We start from the raw sequence: 17,376 nt of genomic DNA, 5'->3' as shown, positions 1-17,376 counted from the left end.
GCTTCTGATAGAATATAGAGTATGAATATTATTACTGTTGATGCAGGAAATTACTCAGTTAAATTCTTGCACGGAAAATTAGAACAAAAGAAGCTTAACATTTTCGACAATCACGAGGTTGTTATTGAAAGTGTGCGCAGTCAATTTCCTGAAGATGCAAGTCTTGAAGAAATTCAACATACGATTATCCATCAATATATTGAACAAGCAAATTTTGATGGTCGTCTCGTTTTTCAATTTCCTTCGACGTCTCTAACGACACGTTTTCTCGATCTTCCAGTAAGTAATAAGAAAAAAGCTGATATGATGATTCCATTTCAACTCGATGAGAATCTTCCCTATCCAGTTTCAAAAGCACACTTTGCAAAATCACTTATTAAAAGAAATGGCCACTATAAATCTTCCGTCTACGTTTCAGAACTCGAGTATTTTGATACCTACTACGAAAGCTTAAAATTCCATAAAATTATCCCCGCCATTTTAACGACTGAACACTCTATAATTCAAAGCTATATTGACCTTAAGAAACTAGAAGGAAACTTTTGTATTCTTGATATTGGTCATCAAACAGCTAAGGCCTACTTTTTTAACGCACAAGATATGGTCGCCTCTCACATTAGTTTTACGGCCGGTGCCCAAATTGATGAAGTTATCAGTGAGACTTATCAAATTTCACGTGATGAAGCAGTTAACTATAAACATGAAAACTGTTTTCTTCTAACTTCTGAGCAACTTGAGCAAGTTGAAGAGGATCAAGCCGAATTTGCGAAATTAATGAGAACAACTTTCTCTGCACTTGTTCACGATATGAATCGTTGGATGCTTGGTTACCGCCTTAACTATGGTCAACCAGTAGAAAAAGTTTTCATCACAGGTGGATCTTCAAACATTACGAATATTGAGAATTTCCTTATCAGTGAACTCGGAACACCTGTAGAAGTTCTTCCACATAAGAACCTTGCAAGACAAGTTGGAGAAGACAACGCTCACAGTTTTGGACTCTCTTACATGATGTCTATGTCACAACAATCCAAGTTAAATCCAGTAAACTTTCTAACTAAAGAATACGCATCCTCAACAAGTGCAGGGATTAATCTACACTCTTCTACATTCGTTGTGAGTAGAGTTCTCGCCTTTTCACTACTGTTAATTATTCTTCTTATTGGTGAAAAGCAGATTCTTCTCAACCACACAGAACGATATCTCGATCGTGTTATTTTGAAAGAATTAAAAGATAGAAACTTAGAACTTAAGAGATCTGTTTCCTCTCTCTATAGAAAAAAACCTGAAACGGTTTATAAGCAGATCAAAAATAAAGAAAGCTCAATGAGACAAGAAATTAACTCGATCATGGCCGCAACAAAAGTTGATGCAATTTCACCATTGCTCAGTCTTTCTAATGCCGTAAGTAGAAATGATCTCATTGACCTTATAAACTTCACAAGTGATAGCTTTAGCTCTGAGGCAATCTTTAAATCAGAAGAAATCAGAGAATTAGAAGTTCTAGTCAAACAACTAGAAAAAAGTGACCTTAAAAATTTAAAACTCAATCTCAAAAAGAAGACTCTTCTTCTTGAAGTAAAGTTTGATAATTAGGAAATTTGAATGAGTGCCAAATCTAAAATTTTTAGACCAATTGATGAAGCCCTAATGAAACAGGTAGAGGCCTTTAAATCATCGCAAAGTTATCAGAAAATATCTGATGAAATGCGTTTACTCTCTGAACAGAATCAAAAGGCCATTAATTACACTCTGACAATCCTTTCAACTGTTCTTCCTCTTGTTATTGTTGGTGCTCTTGCTCTGACGAACGTTTTTCAAAAAAGCAGAATTGAAACGAAAGAGGAGCTTCTTTCATCAATTAAAAGCTACCGTAAAGGTAAGGCTGAATTTGACTCATTTTCACGTTCACTCCTTTCTCCTTATAAAGTCGTTACGAAAGAAGATTTGAGAAAAAGAATTAATGCTTTTAGCTCTCTAAGAGGGATCGATAATAAGAAAATCACAATCTCTACTTTTGAAAGTACTTTGCCATCTGGCACGATTACTAAAGTTGAAGCAACACTTGTAGTCTCAGAATTTAGTCTCAAAGATTTAAAAGAATTTCTCACGTCAATTCTTGCCAATGAGAAAATGAAAGTACAAAGCTTAAACCTCAATAGAAATGCGAAAACAGAAACAGTTCAAGGGAGTATCGAGATCATTCAATACTCTAAAAGCGGAGAATAGACGTGGAAGGTAGAGAATCTAAATTTAGCCAAATCGCACAAAATGTCTATGATCTCAAACTTGGATTCATTTTTAAGCTAAACCTAGTCGCACTATGCGTCTTCATGTTTTCTCTTTTTATTAACTTTCCTGTAAAGAAAGTCATTACTGGCCTTGTCGATTCTGCCCTAACAAGCAATAGAAATTGCCCCATGAGCTATGACAATATTAAAACAACTTTTTTCCCACTGGGAATTAAGATTGATAAGTTAAAAATTGATGGTCGATGCTTTGGGAAAAGAGGCGCTGAGATCTTTTTTCATTCGGCCACAGCGAATGTAGGCTTCCCTAGTCTTTCACCTTTTGGTCCATCTCTTCATGCACATGTTTCAAAAGACTCGACTGATTTAAAGCTTGCTATTGTTCCAAGCTTTTCAGAAACACTCATTCGACTTAAAAACTCAACAATTCACTCAGACCTTTTAAACTTAGTTATGGATAAAGGAACTCTTTTCAAAGGGATCTTTAATCTAGAGGGACGTTTTTATCTCGAGAATAATCGTCTCAACAAAGGTGACTTTCTTTTAAAGTCGACAAATTTTAAAATCAACAACACGACTGTTGAAAATTTTGAAATCCCTTCACTTGCAATTGGAAACGTTCTTCTAAAGGCCGTCGTGGCCCCGAAATCAATTGAAATTGAAAACCTGATACTTGGTAGGGATACCCCTGAATCTCCATTAAATGCTCAATTCAAAGGGACAATTAGAAGAAATCTTCTACGCTTTGAAGCGAGCTCTTACGACCTACAAGGACAATTTCGCCTTGGACAATCACTTCTTAAAAGCGTTTCTATCCTTGAGATGATCTTGCCAAAAGATAAGCAGGACAAACAAGGCTACTTTAGAGTGAAAATGAAAGGACAAATTTCAAAACCAGGAATGCCTGAATTTCTCTAAGCAAGTGACAGTTACCCAAAGAACTGGTAAATTCCCTATCGAAGTGGGGAAATTATGACAAGATCATCATTTGATATTGAAAAAGAACGCCAAATTATTGTTAATGACTTAGAAAGTCATATAAATTCTTTTGCTCCTAAACATGAGTTCAAAGAGATTTATGATTATGCCGTTCTTCCCCCAGGCAAGGCCTTTAGACCGCTTCTAACGAAGGCACTTGCAAAAGATCTGAATAAAAGCTTCGATCAAAGAGTGCTGGAAAACCTCTCTTATTTTTCAAGTGCTGTCGAAATTCATCATAGCTATACACTCGTTCACGATGATATGCCGTGCATGGACGATGATGAAACTCGAAGAGGAAAACCTGCAACACACATTAAGTACGGACAATGGAAGGCCTTATTGGCCGGAGATGGACTTCTCATCATGTCGTTTGGACTCTGCTCTAAAATAAATTCGAAGAACCTTAAAGAGGTTATGCGAATATTCAGCCATGCAACAGGACCCAAGGGTCTCATTCACGGCCAATGTCTTGATTTAAGTGAACAAATGAATGATTCTTTTTCTAATCTGATAGAAACACATAAATTAAAAACAGCAAGGCTCATTCAATTAGCACTACTAGGTGGAGCAATTCTTTCAAAAGAAGATTTATCTTTAAAAATGGCCAAAGACATCGCCAGAATTGGTTACTCACTTGGCGTAAACTTCCAGCTTCTTGATGACTTAACTGAACTTACAGAAAAAAAGTTAACTGAGCATGAATTGGCAATCAATCCGTGGCTAAGAGACGAGTCAAAAGAAAATTGTCTTAATTTTTTAAGTCGTGAGCTTAAAAGAACCAAAGAGCTTGTCAAACAATACAAGCTCGAGAACTTAGAAACTGTTCTCGAGATGTATTATATGAAGATTAGAAGTCTTTTAAACAACGATATGCAAATGGTAAGCGAACACACAAAAATGGACTTAAATCCAATTATGCTTTTGCTCGATCTCAGTGCATAACATCAGAACAGAATTTAACTTGGCCTTGGCCATCACTAATTTCTGAACGTCACGATCACTTAGAGAACGACTAGTGTGAGCCTTAGCTAAAGTTTCAGTCGAGACAACGGCCTCTTCTTTTTTAACTTCAACAAAGTCAGCCGCTTTAAATTCGTCAGAAGCAACAACTGGAGAAGGAACACCATAAGTGCGATCCATTTCCATTTTCGCTTTTTCAATCGTCATCTTTTGGTCAAAGAGTAAAACTTTCACCGAAAGAACTGCCTCAATATCTTTTTGCTCATACATTTTTTGTCCTGAGCTATTAGTTTTGGGAGCGATTTGTTCAAATTCTGTTTCCCAATACCTAAGAACGTAAGGCTTAACACCTGTGATATTACAAACTTCGTTCACTTTAAAGTGAGACTTGTTTGGAATCTCAATTGCTGTTGGCGATTGCACGAATTTCCTCCAAGAAATTAATCGAGGTCGTCACCTTCAATTGAATCGTCCGTGTTGTTCATAAAAGAACTTAAAGCACGTGGGATTCCATCTTTCGGTGCTACCGACTTATCCTCAACACCTTTGTCATCGATGCGGTGAGAATACCTGTTAGTAACGTCTTCTTTAAGGACCTGTGAAGGCTTGAACGTTAAAACACGACGAGCAGAAATCTCCATCGCATCCCCAGTTTGTGGGTTACGTCCAACTCTTGTTGCCTTGTCACGAATTGAGAAGTTTCCAAATCCTGAGATTTTTACCTTCTCTCCTCTAGCAAGAGTGTCCTTAATGATTTTAAATACGAGATCTACAAGATCAGAAGCCTCTTTCTTAGAAAATCCTGCCTCTTTGTAAACTCTTTCAACGATATCAGCCTTAGTTAGACTCATAATCTTCCTCCATGAATACCAAAGTCTAAAACCCTATATATTCATAAGGTTAGCAAACTTCTCAAAGGTTATCTATAAAAAAAATTTCTTCCGCTTTATTTAGCACTTTTTGCCGCTACTATTTCTTTGTTTTCTTCTTAACGACTTTCTTTTTTTGCCCTTTTTCCATTTTCTTAATGAGATTCATTTTGTCCTTATCGCGCTTTCTAATCCACTCAGAGAGCTTTGAGCTAACATCTTTTAGTTCTTCAATAAGCTTTTTCTCAATGAGTTTTTTCGACTTGGCAATTCTTGAATATTCTTTAAGTTTTGCTTTATCGTCTTTGACCATTAACTGCCTTTTGGCAACTTCTTCCTTAGTCATACGGTAAATAGGCATATCGGCTAAATAGTCCGAATAAACATATTTCTTCTTTGAGAGGTACTCAACAAAGGTCTTTCTGTTTTTCGACTTTGTTGCCGTCTCGTATTCTTTATTCTTAATAAATTTAATGATCTCATTATTTTGAGTAATTTTATCTTCTAAATCCTTACATCTGAGCTCATAACGTCTTTTTACAACTTTCAATCTCTCGTTTGTAAAGATTTCGATAATCTCTTCAGGGCGATCGAAGATCCTAACCCCTCGTTCAGAAATAAGAGTATAGTTAGGAACAAGTGATGAAGCTGTCCCCATCTCCTTTTGAACTTCTGCAAGTGTTGGGTTTTGACCACGCTTAAAGAGAAGTTCGATCTTAATTTCGTTATCAACAGATGAATCGATAAAGTCTTTAATAAAATCTTTTTCGATATACTTTGCTAAATAACGATAAATTTTCTGAGCGTCATATCCACGAGGAAGTTCAGTTATAAATATTTTATCACCAATCTTTTCAAATTTCATATTGAAAAGAAAACGATTTTTCCCATCGCTTTCAATGTCCATCGAATAACTATGAACATAAGGTTTAATCTTCTTTGCTTTGCCTTTCTCAATCATCTGGATCATAGAAGCTACAATATCTTTGTGATTAAAGCTTGGAATGACAGAAGAGAAACCTGTACCAATCCCCTCAGCTCCATTTAAAAGCATGAGTGGAAGTTTTGGAAGAAGGCCAACTGGCTCCATGACCTTTTCATCATAGTTTGGCGCCATTTCAACTTGGTTCATATCATCGAAAAGAAGAATCTTGGCAACTTCACCTAGCTTACATTCAATATACCTTGAAGCAGCTGGTTGAGTTTCCATTCTCTCTCCGAAATATCCCTTCTTATCAATAAGAGGATAATTGTTTGAGAAAGTATAATCCTGGGCCATATTAACAATGGCCGACTCAACAGAGGCGGGACCATGTGGGTGAAGCGTGAGAACAAGACCAGTGGCAGAAGAAACTTTCATAAGCCCTTTTGACTGATTTTTCCAAAGAGTAAAAAGAATTCTTCTTTGCCCAGGTTTTAAACCATCTTGAAGATATGGAATCGCACGATCCATAAGTGTATAGATCTGATAAGTTCTATACTCTTCTTTAACAATTTCCTGTAGTGGCACCGACTCAAGGGCGTGTAAATATCTTTCTTCCATGAACTGTTATCCTTTAAACGTAATCGATCATCTCAGCTATTGATTTCTTTGGCGAAGCCTTTTTCTTGGCCGCCTTCTTCGTAACTTTCTTCGTAACTTTCTTTTTCGTAACTTTCTTCGTCGCTTTCTTTGCGGCTTTCTTCTTCTTAACAGAAGAAGTCTTAACAGAAGAAGTCTTAACAGAAGAAGTTGCTACTTTTTTAGCGGCCTTCTTCTCAACCTTCTTAATTGTCTTCTTTTGCGAAGAAGTTTCTTCTTTCTTTGTTACTTCTTTTTTTGCTTTAGACTTTTTATCATATGATTTTTGTCTCTCTGCAGAGCGAGAGACCGTAACATCAGAACTCTCTTGATCGATGAGAAGTTCTTTTCGAAGGCTCGTATCTTTTCCAAAGCACACATTGAGCATTTCTTTGGCGCGGCTCATTTGATCAATAGAGATCTTTGTATAATTCTCTCTATTCATAACGTGTTTCCAGGCCTCAGGCGACATCTCACCTAGTCCCTTATTTCGCTGAACTTCTTTAATTTTTAATTTTGTCACTTTTTTGAAGTCTTCTAGCTGACCTGGTGTTTCGAAGAACTTAACACCTTTATCAGTGATAACTTCAAAGAGAGGAGCTTTCGCTAACTGAATGGCCCCTTGCTCGAAAAGCTCTGGCCAAAACTGAAAGAAAAAGTTCGTTAAAAGAGTGTTAATATGTCCACCGTCGACATCTGAGTCGGCAAGAAAGACAATTTTTGAATAGCGAAGATCATCAATCTCAGCTTTTTGACCAAGAACAAGACCAACACTGGCCATGATATCGAGAAATTCTTGGTTATTTAGAATATCTTTGATCCCAGCTTGGGCAACGTTCATCGGCTTCCCTTTCAAGGCGATACCACCCTGATAGAGTTTATTTCTGGCCGAACGTAGACCACCAATGGCCGAGTCCCCTTCACAAATAAATAGTGAACACAATTCACGATGCTTTCTTTCGTTGGCATCAAGTAGTTTTTCAACTCTTTGTTTCTTTTGTTTTTTGGCCTTTTTCGAAGCTTCTTTTAAGGCCTGATATTTATGGCGAGACTTAGCTCTTTCTAAAACAACTTCGAGATATTCCTTATTCTTTCTGAGAAATTTATCGACATTCTTTTCCATAAAATTCTCGATCCCTTTTTCAAGCTGAAGATCACGAACAAGCTTACGCTTTGTTTGCGACTCAAACCTTGGGTTTGGCATCGTAATTCCTAAAATAAATGTCAGACCAGAGAGGATATCATTATCTACAACTGAACACTTTTCTTTCTTGGCGGCTCTTTCAAGCTTGGCCTTAATGGCGTTGATAAAAATTCTCTTCACACGATCGTGGTGAAAACCACCGTCATATGTTGGAGTGGAGTTCACAAAAGAGATAAATTTCTCTCTTTCTTCAGAAGACTTATCAATACAAAAAGAGAGGGACATATCAATTTTCCCTTTAACTTTTTTCCCTTTTGTATTGGTTGTTTCATAAACATAATCAAAATCACCAAAGTGCTGCGCCGTAGCTTCATCAACTCTTTGAGCAAGCTCGAATAGACCTTTTTTAAAGTGATACTTCTCTTTATTGAAATAGAAGGCGAGACCAGGATTATTGTAAGCAAGATCAATGATACGCTTTCTTAGAAGCTCCTCATCGATCACATTATTTTTATAAACTTCTTTTGATAGAACAACTTCAACACGAACACCTGAGTGGCCTTTAAATGGTTTTGGCTTTGTTTTTTTCGCCTTTAATGCTCCATCTTCAAAAGTCCAAGTTTGCTCTTTTTTAGAGTTATAATGTCTGATTCTCGCCTTAAAAAGATCGGCCGTTAAGCAAGTGGCCGCTGCTCCAAGCCCATTTTGACCAAGAGTTCTATGGAGAAATCCCTTCTCATCAACCTCTTCATCTTTAAACTTAGAACCAGTTCTAAATTCAGAATAAACTTGCTTGGCCTTCTCATAAGGAAAACCAATCCCGTTATCTTCAATGGCAACAGTTTTCTTATCTTCAGAAAGATAGGTGTGAACTTCCGTGACGTGTCCACGATAATATTCATCAATACAGTTATCGAGAATCTCTTCAATGGCCTTACTTTTGGCCTGATGAAATTGAACCGTTTTAAAGACAACCCCTGAGTCGTCATAAACATACGTATCAAGTTCTTCCACATCGTTACTTCCAAAAACGAGTGTGATTCGGTTACGACAGTGCCAACGCTGATCTTTACTCTCAATGACAGCGTCTTTTGTGCGACCTTTTCTTTTGACTGATTCGATATTGGCCATCCGTGCATTCCCCTCTTGGCGAGTTTAAGCTAAAATCCTTTTGTAACATCCATGGTATTAGGCCATAAAGGTAGTGAAAAGAGACAATGCGTTATCTGACTAATATTACGAGCTTTTTTATAGTTATTTTGTTTAATTCCAACATTTTGGCTTCTGAACTCAATAAACTTCCTTTTAAAGACAGCATTGTGACGCGCATCAAAAATGGGCAAATCTATCGAAAGACAACAATAAGAACTATTGAAGAAAAAGGAAATCGTTTACAAGAGTTAGACTTTTCCATTTCAGGTCTACACCCAAACTCATGCCACACTGCACTGGCAAAACTCTCCCAATACGAAAATTATCACGAGTATCTCGACTTCATTAAAAAAAGCCAATATAGCGAAAAAACAAATCGAGTTCGTTTTTTCATGCAATCGGCGATACTGCCCTTCAACATGATTCTCGATTTTAAAATCCCAAGAATTACCAAAAAAGGCAGCTACCCCTTTAGCTTTGACAAAGGGTTCTTAAAAGAACTCAAAGGAACCATACACGTTTATCAAGGCCCTCACAATCGCTGTCTCTTTTATAGTGAAGCAAAATGGAAGGGAAAGCACACGGGAATTCCCAATATGGTTTTTGAATTATTTGCTAACACACTCTCTGAGAAGTCGATGGAGATCCTCTTTCGAATCTCGAGGTTAATTTAATCATAACTTGTAATATGGCCAAGCATGAACTATAAAACATCAATGCTTCGAATTGATCGGTACTACGATCAATCGCACCAACAAAGCAATTGACCATAGGATAAGTTTGAAAGTTTTAAGAATCAGCGCAAGTGACACTCACAATATTCGCAAGCAAGTGCTTGCTCCTCACCTTCCTTTAGAAAAATGTGTTTTCGAAGGAGATGAAGAGGAACAAACATTTCACCTCGGCGCCTTCGTCGATGGAAAGCTTGTCAGTATCGCTTCATTTTTCTACCACAAAAACGACACATTCGAAGAAGAGAACCAATTCCAACTAAGAGGAATGGCCACTTTGGAAGAACATCGTGGAAAAGGACTTTCAAGTGAGTTGCTTAAAGTTGCCTTTCCAGTAATTAAACAGAACTTTTGTAATCTCGTTTGGTGTGATGCGAGAACAAGTGCTCAAGGGTTTTACCAGCAAGTAGGCTTTGAAAAAACAGGTGAAGTTTTCAATGTCGAAGATATTGGTGAACACATCCTCATGTATAAGAACTTATAAATTGAGTCTCTTTTTTCTCGTATAACAATATGTTTTAATTCTCGCTCGATAGATATTGTCGAGTTGATTATCAAAGCAAACCTTTTGATCTTTAAAGTCTTTTAGCGGAGCACAGCTCAAGTGACGGCTTTTAAGCTCTCTCATTTCCAATCTCTTTGACTTGCACAGTTCAAAAGAATCTTTATCCACACAAATAAAGCTCTTTTTCTTACAATCATAAATTAGAAATTGGCCTCTTCGATACTCACTCGAAATCTTTGGCTCATTTTCAAAGCGAAAAAAGGCATCAATCTGCTCTTTTGTTTCATACTTATTTTCTTTAGAGTCACGAGAGTGCTTTTGTTCGATAGACAAACATGGAAAAGTGATAAGAAAGGCCGTAAGAATTAAAAGTCGCAAGTACTTACCCCTAGTCGGAAGCGAAGTTTTTCAGTATATTATCCCCTATTGTATCAAAGAATCCCCTTGAAAAAACACTAAGGAAGATTATGGCCATTTTACATAACCCACTTTTAAATCTCGTTAGCGAAAAGATTTTTAACGCACTGGAAGAACTCTACCCTGAACACGGACTGACTCAACAGAAAGTTTATGATCTCATTTCGATTCCGCCGAACTTAAAAATGGGACAATTTGCCTTTCCATGTTTTCCATTAGCAAAGGCCCTTAAAAAAGGTCCGCCACAAATTTCAGGGGAAATTGCGGCAAAAATAGAGACTTCAACTTTTATTGAAGCTGTGAATCCAACAGGGCCATATCTCAATTTTAAATTATCAAATGAAGCCTTTGGTGCTCTTGTCGTAAAAGATATTCTCTCGGGAGAATTCTTTAAAAAAGATCTCACTGATGAGCGTCCTAAAACGATGATTGAATACTCGCAACCCAATACACACAAAGAGCTTCACGTAGGACATATGAGAAACCTCTGTCTTGGAAATGCCCTTGTTCGTATTAAGCGCTATTGTAACCAAGAAGTTATCGCCACAACCTACCCAGGAGATTCTGGGACACACGTTGCAAAATGTCTTTGGTATCTAAAAAAACACGTTAAACAAGAGGATATCCCATCTGAAAATAAGGGGGCATGGTTAGGTAAGATTTATTCCACGGCCAACCTTCTACTTGAAGATGAGAAAGGGACAGATAAAGAAGATCAAAATAGAGCTGAGCTCACGGCCATTTTAAAAGAGCTTGAGGCTGAAAGTGGTGAATACTTTGATCTTTGGCAAGAGACAAAGAAATGGTCTCTTGAACTTATGAATCAAGCTTACTCTTGGGCAGATGTTGATTTTGATCGCTGGTTTTTTGAATCGGAAGTGGATCGCCCTTCCCTTCAAACGGCCAAAAGATTGTATGAAGAGGGTCATCTCACAAAAGACGATGGTGCCATTGGAATGGATCTGAGTGAAGAGAAACTTGGATTTTGTATTCTCATTAAATCCGATGGTAACGGACTCTATTCGACAAAAGACGTAGAGCTGGCCATTAAGAAATTTACTGAATTTGGAATCAAGAAAAATATCTATATCGTTGATGATCGCCAGAGCTTTCACTTCAAACAAGTTTTTAAAGTTCTAGAGAAAATTGGCTTTGAAGAGGCCAAAGACTGCTATCATCTCCCTTACGATGTTGTTGAACTGCCAGATGGGGCCATGAGTTCGAGAAAGGGAAATATCGTTCCACTCATGGAGCTCATTTCTAAAATGGAATCGACAATCAAAGAGAATTATCTCGAAAGCTACCGCGGAGATTGGTCAGATGAAGAGATCGAATCAACGGCTAAAATTATCGCCAACGGTGCCATTAAATATGGAATGATTCGTGTAGATAATAACAGAAAAATTGTTTTTGATATGCAAGAATGGCTTAAACTTGATGGCGACACAGGTCCTTATCTTCAATATGTTTATGCTAGGGTCAATTCACTTGTTAAAAAGATTGATCTAGAAATCCCTGAAGATATCGCTTGGAATAAACTTTCTAAAGACCAAGAAGTTGCCCTACTTTTAAAGCTTCAGTCATTTAATGATATCGCTTTAAAATGTCATGAACAGAATAAAACAATTCATCTAACAAGCTACCTTTTTGAACTTGGGAAGCTCTATAATAGCTTCTACGCTGAGTGCCCAATAAACAAAGAAGAAGATCAGCAGATAAAAGTTGCAAGGCTCGCCCTTTCAAAGGCCGTTGCTTCAACAATTGAAATGGGTCTTTCTATCCTTGGGATTCAATCTCCAAGTAGAATGTAGCAACAATAGTTTGACACTTCAAACCAACTTAATTATCTTGTGTTCCTCTTACTTACACACACCACTTATTAAGAGGAACACAAGAGGATTCTGATGAACGGTTCATTTCTTTTAGTTTTCTTTTCTCTCATCTCTCTAAACATCCAGGCCAGCGACCTCGATCTTGAACTTCAAAATTATATTGAGAAATTTAATTATCAGGCCCTAGGTGATCCAGCTGAATCAACAGAGGGGGAAGTGAAACTTGGAGCAGCACTCTTTTTTGAAAATGCCCTTTCAGGAAATCACAATATCAACTGCGCCACTTGCCACGCGGTAAGTGAGGGACTAGGTGATGGCCTTCCACTCTCCCTTGGTGTTGGACTTACTTTCAATGGAAAAGTTCGCGTAAAATCTGATGGAGAAATTCTTCCACGAAATGCTCCCCATCTTTTCAATGTTGGTTTTGACGAACAGGCCTTCATGTTTTGGGATGGTAGAGTCTCTTACAATGAAAGTGAAGACTTCTTCGAAACGCCGAATGCGAATATCAGTGGAAAAGATCCAATAGAAAATAAAATTAAAATGGCCCTCACACACGCCAACTCAGCACAGGCCCTCTTTCCAATTCTCTCCCATGAAGAAATGCTTGGAAAGCCTGGCTCTAACCCTATAGCCGATCTCAAAACAGATGAGCAAAAATGGCAGGCCCTAGTGGAAAGACTTCTCTATGGACCAAGTGCAAGTTTCTACCAAAAAATGTTTGAAAAGGCCTTTCCTGATACAAAAGTTGAAGAAATCAATATTGGTCATGTTGCCGAAGCGATCTATGCTTTTGAAAAACATGCCTTTGTCATTAACGACACACCATGGGATCGTTATCTACGTGGACAAAAAAGTGCTCTTAGCGACAAACAAAAACGTGGGGCAATTATTTTTAGTGAGAGAGCTCGATGTGCAGAGTGCCACAATGGTCCTCACCTATCAAATTTTGAATTTAAAAATATTGCCATCCCACCTATTGGACCAGGAAAGAGCGCCAATAAACAAGACTATGGCCGCTACTATGTCACAAAGAGCCAAGAGGACAAATTCAAATTTAAAGTTCCGGCCCTTCGTAACGTTGCTCTAACAGCTCCCTATATGCACAATGGTGCCTTTGTCTACTTAAGTGAAGTTATCGATCACTATGATCATGTTCGCCACTCATTCATGCATTACTCGACAAGTAATATTAACCGAAAATTTCGCTATAGCTATCAAGGTGATATTGAGAGAGTTTTTGTAAGAGAGGAAGTCATCTCTATGTTTGAGAACCTCGATGAATTCGTCTGGCCTCCGCTCTTTTTAACTCCAGAAGAAAAAAGTGATTTATTAGAATTTTTAGAAAAATCACTCACTCAGAAAAAGCCAACATTCTATCGTCCGTGGTAAAATAAAAAAGGCCCTCTTATAAGGGCCTTTTGTTTTAAAAATTAAATACGTCTTTTATCGATTCCATAAGCGTTCTTCCCGTCTCACTAACTGAGCGAGTTGCCGTTCTAGGCTGAAGAACATGGCCCATGATATCGTACTCTCTTTGATCGAGAACAGAGGGTTCCTCTTCTAAACACTTTGATTCGACTTCACTAATTTGGAAACGATCTTTTCTAAAATAATTATTCATACAAGTATACTCCCTCTCATTATCAACAGCACCAAAAGCAATGATCGCCGTATAAAAAGGAGTGCTATTATATTTTCTCATAAATTGCGCCTGTAAATTGAGCGCATAACGACTTTCAACTCCAGAGCAAGCCTTTAGAGCGCCGGAACGAACACTTGTACTACTCAACAAACGATAGGCACACTCAAAGTTCTCAGTAGTATTAAGATCAAGACAAGCATCAAAAAGGTCATCATTTTGCTCGAAGCCACGCGCTTCCATATAATCTAGACAAGCAGTACTTGGTGCAACCAGACCACGAGCGACTTTTTCAAGAGGGCTTCCCGTCTTTTCGACATAATAGTCTTTAACGGAATCTAAAACTCCGGCCTGGGCCCCAAGGTTAAAGACAATGGCAAATGTTAGTACTACTATTTTCATTTTTGTTTCCTACTTTAATAAAATACTTTCATTCATTTTTAATTCTTTAGAATCAAGAATAAAAAATTCATTGATTAAAAGTGCCTTATAAAGATCTTGATTCATTTTCTTAATCGCTGTTTTTAATCTCTTTTCGTGAGCACTAGAATATTCAACTTCATAAAATGCTAGGATCAATTCATCAACGGACCTGGTACTTTCATCTTTAAAAAGAGAAAAGAGGATTTTCATCAGTGGTCTTCTCTTGAAATCTAAGATCATCCCTTTGTGAGCAATTTTGCTATTGCTTCTATCGATTTCAACAATGTGTTTTTCATTGTCATCGAGAACCACAAGAGCTTGCCAATAAGCACGATCTTTTGCTCTTAGCGTTTCCATTAAAAATTCAAATTGACCCATGAGAACACTTGTCCCATTAGAGCGTTGAATAGAAATGGTCATGAGCTTTAAAATTTGAGCAAGAGGAAGGTCTTTACTAATTCTAGCAAAGAGTACACTTTCGCCATTAATGATTTTCACTAGAGATTTCTCAAATTCAAACTGAGAGTTCTCAATAGTTTTTGATAGATCTTTATGAACAATCTCTCCTCGTCGAAGTCTTGCTTCGATTAGTTCAATTGCAATTTTTCGCTTTTCATCTTCATTTAACTGAAGTTCGCCTAGATAGCGAATGGCCTCATCTTTATTTTCGAGAGCATCGATGGCAACAACAAGTGAGCGCTGGATTTCTGCATCTCTTTTAATATCTTGATCACCGCGAATGAGTCGACGAAGAGATTGAAGATTCTCTCTTGCATGATCTAACTGGGAAAAGGAAACTTGAATACGCAAAACTTGCGCTAAAATATGAGGACGATAGAAGGCTCCATCATCGAGATCATGAAGGTCTTCTAAAACTCTTTCATGTAACTTCATGGCCTTTTCAATGTTTCCAAGCTCTTCAAAAAAATGTCCTAGACGAATTGTCGTCTCAATAAGTGTTTCAGGACCAAAGTCGAGATAATTGTCTCTATATTCTTGCTCTAGTCGTGCGACAGTTTCTTCAAATTCAAAATAATCTTTTTTCAAATACTGGGCATAGGCCATATCACAAAGAAGACCAACATGCTCACCATGATTATTCATTGCTTTATCAAGAAGATGAATACAACGATCAAGTTCACCTTTAAAGAAGTGAATTTTACTTCTCAGTTGTTCTTTAAATCGTCTGTCTGAAGGTGCGATCCTTTTTAATTGTTCTAATAATGTTTCAGCATTTGGTAAGTCTCGCTGATTAATGAGTTGGTTAACTTCTAGTAGTGAATTGTGACTTCTTTCAAAGTGAGGAAGTGAACTCATTGGGCCTCCAGTTTCATCATTCATAGGTACGCCCTATAAGAATGCAAAGAGAGTGCCGGCCAAAGGTCCAATAAATTTGAGTAGTTACTATAGGATAATCGTCCATTTTTTAGACGGCCGACAATTTGTTTACAGTGCGAAATAGTAGAGGTGAAAGAGAGGGAGTGAAGACGAGAAAAAGAAAAAGGCCCTTAAAAAGGGCCCTCGAATTATTTAATTTTATACTTACAATCCACTCGTACAAAGCTAATTTGCCCAAGAACTTCGAGAAGATTACTAGAGTAATTCCACTTGGCCACATCAACTTTTAACGAAGCAATGATCTTGCCTTTGCCCTCTAAACTTTGACCTGCACTAATTCCCTCAGGCAGAGTAAGCTTCTTAACAACAGAGTTAGAAAGAAGTTTCCAAAGTTTATTTTCAGAGTGAAGAGAATAGTCTTCAGAATTTGTATCAATAATTACCTTGAAAGTGTCTTCGTAGACGTAATTTGTAGCATAAGATGCTTGGTAGCACTTATCTAGTATCGTTTGTCCAAAAGCAGTTGAACACAATAGAAATAACAGAGCTGTTGTTAGCTTTTTCATCAAGACCTCAAGTTTTATCTTTTCTAAGGCCCACTTCTAACAACATTGAAGCTTTGAGTCACGCAAAAAACAAAAACCAGCTAATTTCTACCATGAAAGAGTTCAACAAAATATGTGATCACCGGAATAAGCAGTGCAAAGCTCAACAATGCACCGTAAAGCTTTAATTTTGCATAGCTTTTTAAAAGCTTAAAACACTCTGGAACAAGAAGATAAGAGAGCATTCCTAGAGTCAGTCCCATGGCATGGGCCATATTTGCCATCCTCATATCCATAATATTGAGAAGACCTAAAAAGAACCAGGCGATCATCAAGATAGCATCTTGCTTGGGAAGACCAAATTCAAATTTATCATCTATAAGTCTTTGAACCCAAAGACGTCCTAAAAGAGCATAAACGACACCTGACAGTCCTCCAAAGAGAGGGCCACTAATATAGTATTGCCCAAGGTTGGAGCCAAGTGAAATGAGAATGACAAAGAGAACAAGATACAGTGGGCCCTTAGTGCTCTCCACAACCTTTCCAAGATCTTTCCACCAAAGAAGGTTGAAGATAACGTGCATCCATCCAAAATGCAGAAAACTTGGAGTTACAAGGCGCCAGAATTCACCATTGGTAATTTCCAATAAACCTGCATTTTGAAGATTTGTTATGAGAAAAAGTCGATACACATTTTCACTGCCCATGACCTTCCAGCTAAAGAATACCACTGCACAAAGGACCAAAACGACAAGAGTCACTGGACCCATTGAAAGAGAGCGCATAGCAAGCCACTCTTTTGGCATTTCCTTAGGTCTTGGACTGCCAAGTCCTGTCATCAGACAAAAGACTTCAATGGCCCTTTCTCTATCGCTCTCATTAGCAATATAAAGACCAAAAATTTCACCGTGATCAGGAATGATTTCACGCTGACAAGAGGCGCTAACTGACTGATTTCTTAGCTCTTCAACAATTTTCCTTGCGAGCTCTCCGTCCTTTAATTCGGCGATTTTAACGTCCATGGACA

The 17,376-nt window shown here is 37.7% G+C and carries 17 protein-coding genes; 8 read left to right on the top strand and 9 right to left on the bottom strand.

Features of this window, described 5'->3' with window-relative positions; translation table 11 throughout:
- Positions 1-21: 21 nt before the first annotated feature.
- Genes pilM through HBN50_RS04235 form a run of 4 tightly spaced genes read left to right on the top strand, consistent with a single transcriptional unit; the run spans position 22 to position 4,172 of the window.
- Positions 22-1,596, top strand: coding sequence for a pilus assembly protein PilM (pilM, locus tag HBN50_RS04250; RefSeq protein ID WP_273868200.1), 1,575 nt, complete (start codon positions 22-24; stop codon positions 1,594-1,596).
- A gap of 9 nt (positions 1,597-1,605) precedes the next feature.
- Complete coding sequence (locus tag HBN50_RS04245) at positions 1,606-2,229, top strand: hypothetical protein (RefSeq protein ID WP_273868199.1); 624 nt, start codon at positions 1,606-1,608, stop codon at positions 2,227-2,229.
- 2 nt (positions 2,230-2,231) lie between these two features.
- Entirely contained in the window at positions 2,232-3,167 is a 936-nt protein-coding gene (gspN, locus tag HBN50_RS04240; protein ID WP_273868197.1) for a type II secretion system protein GspN, read from the top strand.
- A gap of 54 nt (positions 3,168-3,221) precedes the next feature.
- Complete coding sequence (locus HBN50_RS04235; protein ID WP_273868194.1) at positions 3,222-4,172, top strand: polyprenyl synthetase family protein; 951 nt, start codon at positions 3,222-3,224, stop codon at positions 4,170-4,172.
- Here HBN50_RS04235 and HBN50_RS04230 read toward each other — a convergent pair.
- From HBN50_RS04230 to HBN50_RS04215, 4 genes are all read right to left on the bottom strand, one after another.
- Positions 4,134-4,613 (bottom strand): MerR family transcriptional regulator, encoded by a 480-nt coding sequence (locus HBN50_RS04230; protein ID WP_273868193.1) that lies wholly within the window; start codon positions 4,611-4,613, stop codon positions 4,134-4,136. The two genes, HBN50_RS04235 and HBN50_RS04230, sit on opposite strands and share 39 nt — an antisense overlap.
- A 17-nt stretch (positions 4,614-4,630) precedes the next feature.
- Positions 4,631-5,041 (bottom strand): integration host factor subunit alpha, encoded by a 411-nt coding sequence (locus HBN50_RS04225; RefSeq protein WP_273868191.1) that lies wholly within the window; start codon positions 5,039-5,041, stop codon positions 4,631-4,633.
- A 118-nt stretch (positions 5,042-5,159) separates the two neighbouring features.
- Entirely contained in the window at positions 5,160-6,602 is a 1,443-nt protein-coding gene (locus HBN50_RS04220; RefSeq protein WP_273868190.1) for a DNA gyrase subunit A, read from the bottom strand.
- Between the two features lie 13 nt (positions 6,603-6,615).
- Positions 6,616-8,895, bottom strand: coding sequence for a toprim domain-containing protein (locus HBN50_RS04215; RefSeq protein WP_273868188.1), 2,280 nt, complete (start codon positions 8,893-8,895; stop codon positions 6,616-6,618).
- A 188-nt stretch (positions 8,896-9,083) separates the two neighbouring features.
- Between HBN50_RS04215 and HBN50_RS04210 the strand changes: the two genes are divergently transcribed.
- Together HBN50_RS04210 and HBN50_RS04205 are read left to right on the top strand one after the other, a co-directional pair.
- Positions 9,084-9,590: a hypothetical protein gene (locus HBN50_RS04210; RefSeq protein WP_273868187.1), complete on the top strand. Its 507-nt coding sequence runs from the start codon at positions 9,084-9,086 to the stop codon at positions 9,588-9,590.
- Positions 9,591-9,696: 106 nt separating this feature from the next.
- Positions 9,697-10,131: a GNAT family N-acetyltransferase gene (locus HBN50_RS04205; protein WP_273868185.1), complete on the top strand. Its 435-nt coding sequence runs from the start codon at positions 9,697-9,699 to the stop codon at positions 10,129-10,131.
- Here HBN50_RS04205 and HBN50_RS04200 read toward each other — a convergent pair.
- Positions 10,126-10,530 (bottom strand): hypothetical protein, encoded by a 405-nt coding sequence (locus HBN50_RS04200; RefSeq protein WP_273868183.1) that lies wholly within the window; start codon positions 10,528-10,530, stop codon positions 10,126-10,128. The two genes, HBN50_RS04205 and HBN50_RS04200, sit on opposite strands and share 6 nt — an antisense overlap.
- 89 nt (positions 10,531-10,619) lie before the next feature.
- Here HBN50_RS04200 and argS point away from each other — a divergent pair, with 89 nt between their 5' ends.
- Both argS and HBN50_RS04190 read left to right on the top strand, forming a co-directional pair.
- Positions 10,620-12,380, top strand: a complete 1,761-nt coding sequence (gene argS / locus HBN50_RS04195; RefSeq protein WP_273868182.1) for an arginine--tRNA ligase — start codon at positions 10,620-10,622, stop codon at positions 12,378-12,380.
- A 93-nt stretch (positions 12,381-12,473) separates the two neighbouring features.
- The gene (locus HBN50_RS04190; protein ID WP_273868181.1) at positions 12,474-13,793 is read left to right on the top strand and encodes a cytochrome-c peroxidase; all 1,320 of its coding nucleotides are present in this window, start codon (positions 12,474-12,476) and stop codon (positions 13,791-13,793) included.
- Between the two features lie 34 nt (positions 13,794-13,827).
- On the opposite strand, the gene HBN50_RS04185 is transcribed toward HBN50_RS04190, so the two are convergent.
- The 4 genes from HBN50_RS04185 to HBN50_RS04170 all read right to left on the bottom strand — a co-directional run bounded on the left by HBN50_RS04185 (position 13,828) and on the right by HBN50_RS04170 (position 17,371).
- On the bottom strand, positions 13,828-14,445 hold the full coding sequence (locus tag HBN50_RS04185) for a hypothetical protein (protein WP_273868179.1): 618 nt from the start codon (positions 14,443-14,445) through the stop codon (positions 13,828-13,830).
- Positions 14,446-14,454: 9 nt separating this feature from the next.
- A complete protein-coding gene (locus tag HBN50_RS04180) occupies positions 14,455-15,807 on the bottom strand; it encodes a tetratricopeptide repeat protein (RefSeq protein ID WP_273868177.1) in 1,353 nt (450 codons plus the stop codon).
- Between the two features lie 185 nt (positions 15,808-15,992).
- Positions 15,993-16,370 (bottom strand): hypothetical protein, encoded by a 378-nt coding sequence (locus HBN50_RS04175; RefSeq protein WP_273868175.1) that lies wholly within the window; start codon positions 16,368-16,370, stop codon positions 15,993-15,995.
- Between the two features lie 80 nt (positions 16,371-16,450).
- Positions 16,451-17,371, bottom strand: a complete 921-nt coding sequence (locus HBN50_RS04170; protein ID WP_273868173.1) for a rhomboid family intramembrane serine protease — start codon at positions 17,369-17,371, stop codon at positions 16,451-16,453.
- Between the last annotated feature and the right edge of the window lie 5 nt (positions 17,372-17,376).

This window comes from Halobacteriovorax sp. GB3 (assembly GCF_028649655.1).
Lineage (GTDB): Bacteria > Bdellovibrionota > Bacteriovoracia > Bacteriovoracales > Bacteriovoracaceae > BSW11-IV.
This window is presented reverse-complemented; position numbering and strand designations above follow the sequence as displayed.